The organism is Desulfurivibrio nitratireducens (genome assembly GCF_044068515.1).
In the GTDB taxonomy this organism is placed as follows: Bacteria; Desulfobacterota; Desulfobulbia; order Desulfobulbales; family Desulfurivibrionaceae; genus Desulfurivibrio.
In genome coordinates this window covers 1-3,044 of sequence record NZ_JBIPKI010000086.1, presented here as the reverse complement: position 1 = coordinate 3,044, position 3,044 = coordinate 1, and the positions used below count along the sequence as shown (strand labels likewise).

4 protein-coding genes are annotated in these 3,044 nt (G+C 65.0%); all 4 read right to left on the bottom strand.

Translation table 11 applies throughout. The annotated features are described in order from the left end of the window. A partial coding sequence (locus tag ACHHTY_RS11935; protein ID WP_395494393.1) for a hypothetical protein occupies positions 1-199 on the bottom strand: 199 nt, incomplete at its 3' end. Continuing rightward, on the bottom strand, positions 199-726 hold the full coding sequence (locus ACHHTY_RS11930) for a DNA-deoxyinosine glycosylase (protein WP_395494392.1): 528 nt from the start codon (positions 724-726) through the stop codon (positions 199-201). The genes ACHHTY_RS11935 and ACHHTY_RS11930, both read right to left, overlap by 1 nt. 72 nt (positions 727-798) lie before the next feature. Then, positions 799-2,025: a 30S ribosomal protein S1 gene (rpsA, locus tag ACHHTY_RS11925; protein ID WP_395494391.1), complete on the bottom strand. Its 1,227-nt coding sequence runs from the start codon at positions 2,023-2,025 to the stop codon at positions 799-801. Between the two features lie 148 nt (positions 2,026-2,173). Continuing rightward, complete coding sequence (locus ACHHTY_RS11920) at positions 2,174-2,968, bottom strand: PD-(D/E)XK nuclease family protein (RefSeq protein ID WP_395494390.1); 795 nt, start codon at positions 2,966-2,968, stop codon at positions 2,174-2,176. Between the last annotated feature and the right edge of the window lie 76 nt (positions 2,969-3,044).

The following is a 3,044-nucleotide window of genomic DNA, read 5'->3' as shown; positions in this document are numbered from 1 at the left end:
AGGCGGCCGGGTCGGCCAGGTCCAGGCAGACATGGCCCTGCTCGATGGCAAAGCGGGCCAGGGCGGCGGTCAGCAGCAGATTCGGCCCGGCGGCGGGGTCAAGACGGGCCAGCAGGGCCGCCCAATGGCGGTCGAATTCGGCCAGGGCTTCTTCCCGCACCAGTTGGGACCACAATTTTTCCTTTGGCGTTGCAGGCATCACGCCTCCGGCTGGGAGCCATTGATAATTTCCCGCCAGGCCTGGAGTTTGGTCCCATAGCTGTAGCGGGCGTTGGCCGGGCTGGTGGAGGGTAGCCGGTGGCGCTCGAGGCCCGCCGCCCGGGCCGGCAGACCAGGCAGGACCAGGCGCCGGTAAATGTTCTCGGCGGCGCCGCCGTTGAAGCAGACCACCTTGACCCGGGTATGGCTAGCAAAAAATGATGTAAAGTCATTGATTTCCGCCGAGGCGTGATCAATGGCCGAGTCCAGGCTGCCCCGGCGGTGGCAGGTGCGCAGCACGTCCCAGAGGGCGATGCCGCTCTCCCTCAACCGGGCCGCCCGCGCCGGGTAGGGAAGCCCGGCCGGAAAACCCAGCAGTTCAGCGATAATGGGCCAGAAGGCGTTGCGGGGATGGGCGTAATATTCGCCGGCCCGCAGGGAAGCCTCCCCTGGCATGCTGCCCAGGATCAAGAGCCGGGCATCGCGGCGGGCGATGGGGAGAAAGCCGATCAGGGGCCGGGCGTTCACGCAGCGCCCCCGCCGGCCCGGGTTCCGGCTCCCGGGCCCCGGCTGGTCTGGCGGCGGAACCTGGTCATCCCCTTACTTGCGGCCCGGTTTTTTTGAGGCAAGCTTGGCCTTGAGCAAATCGCCCAGAGTGCCCATGGTCTGGTCGCTTTTCTGGCCCTGGTATTCCCGGTAGTCCTGGCGGGTGTCATCCTCCGCCGCCCCCTTGGCCCGCGCTTTGCCTTTGGCGCCGCTTTTCTCCGGGACGGCTTCACTGCCGGCCGGCGGCGGCACGCTTAAGGAAAGCCGCCTTTTTTCGGGGTCAAAGGACTCGATCTGGACCTCGATTTCATCGCCGGGCTGAACCACCTCGCGGGGGTGATTGATCCGGCGGCCGGCCCCGAGCTTGGAAATATGCACCAAGCCGTCGATTCCCGGGGCCAGGGTCACGAAGGCGCCGAAGTCCATCAACCGGGCCACCCGGCCCAGGTGGCGTGAACCTTCGGGGAACTGGAGCCCGACCTGGTCCCAGGGATCGGGCAGGGTATCCTTGAGGCTCAGGGAATAACGGTCCCGCTCCCAGTCCAGGCTCTTGACCACCACCTCCACCCGGCGCCCCGGCTCGAGATGGCTGTGGATGTCTTCCACCTGGCCCCAACTGATTTCTCCCATCGGGATCAGGCCCTCGATCCCGCCGATATCAACAAAGGCGCCGAATTTCTGCAGCGAGGTCACGGTGCCGCTGACCCGGTCGCCCACCTTAAGGGTCCGGCGCAGTTCTTCCTTGCGGGCCGCCCGTTCCTCTTCAAGCAACTGGCGCCGGGAAAGGATGATATTGCGGCCCCCTTCCCGGAATTCGATGATTTTGAAGGTCATGCTCTGGCCCAGGTATTCCTCGCTGTTTTCCACCCGGCGCAGGCCCATCTGGGAAAAGGGGCAAAAGGCCCGGACGCTGCCGCCGATCCGGACCACAAAACCGCCCTTGCCTTCCGACTCCACCGCCCCCTCCACCGGGATCCCGCTGTGAAAGGCCTCTTCCAGGTGGGCCTGGGCCGCGGACCCGCCAACCTTGGTGGTGAAAAGTTTTTCCTGTTTCTTTTCGGCCAGGAAGTAAACCTTGACCACATCCCCCACCGCCACGGTGCAATTGCCTTCGGCGTCGAGGAATTCGGACTTGGCCACCGCCCCTTCACTCTTGCCTCCCAGGTCGATAAAGACCCACTCTCGGGCGATGCTGACCACCGGAGCACTGATCTGCTGGCCGGGCTGGAGCTTCTCTCCGGCCGCTTCATTTTCGGCAAAAAGTTCGGCAAAACCACTCATTACGATAAACTCCTGAAAATTAATCTCATGGGGCGAAGTGCCCCGCCGGGCCAGGGACCCGGGATCGGCCCTGACTGCTTACTGTATGTACCGCCGGAGCCCCCGCGGGTCAACCGCGTTGTTGGGGAGCCGGGCGGCCCTTTTTTATTCACGGCCCCTTTTCCCCGCCGGGCCCGGCGGCGGCGAGCAACCCGTCCAGGGCTTCGATCCGGGCCCGCGGCGGCCGCTCGAAATAAACCCCGGCGGCCGGGCCCAGTTCCGGGTTAAGCCCCCGCAGGAAAAGATAGAGGGCCCCGCCGCAATGGCTCTCGTAATCGTAATCCGGCAACCGGGCGGCCAGGTGGCGATGCAGGGCCACCAGGTAGATATGGTACTGGAGCACGTAATGGTGGCTGCTCATCACCGGAGCCAAATGGCGGGGCTGATAGGCCCCGAAGGTCGGCCCCAGCAGGTTGCTCTTGTAATCGATGACATACCATTTGCCGCGCCAGAGGCAGATCAGGTCGACAAAACCTTTCAGGTAGCCTTGCAAGGCGGGAAAGCGCAGGGCTTTGACCTGCTCGTCGTAAGCGGCGGGCAAGCCCTCGGGAAAGCGGGCAAAGAACGCCGCCAGCCGGGAGGCTTCCAATGGGGTTTGTTGCTGGCGGACCGGAAAGGTGAAAGCCATTTCGTTGAGCCGGTGCCGGTCGTCGATATCGGCCAGGCAAAAGGATTCCCCGGTGGCCTGAGGGGAAGTCAGGGGGGTGGTCAGCACCGCCGCCAGGGCCTGCTGCAGGAGGGGTTGCCATTCCGGCCGGTTGAAGCCGAAGATCCGGGTCTGCTCGGCGATGATCTCGGGGTGGCGGGAGGCATCGGTGAAGGAAGCAGTTTCCAGAATCCGGTGGAAGAGGTTGCCCGCCCCCGCCCCGGCGGGAAAAGCGGCCAGGGGAATCCGGTCCTCCATGAGAGGAGGGAGGGTGGCGGCGGTCGCCGAATCACCGGCCGCCGGGCCGGCGTTTGCCTCCCGCCATTTCATTCAT

Excerpts from the sequence above, each read along its gene's own strand:
- ACHHTY_RS11920 (WP_395494390.1), bottom strand. The coding sequence starts at position 2,968 with ATGGAGGACCGGATTCCCCTGGCCGCTTTTCCCGCCGGGGCGGGGGCG.
- rpsA (WP_395494391.1), bottom strand. The coding sequence starts at position 2,025 with ATGAGTGGTTTTGCCGAACTTTTTGCCGAAAATGAAGCGGCCGGAGAG.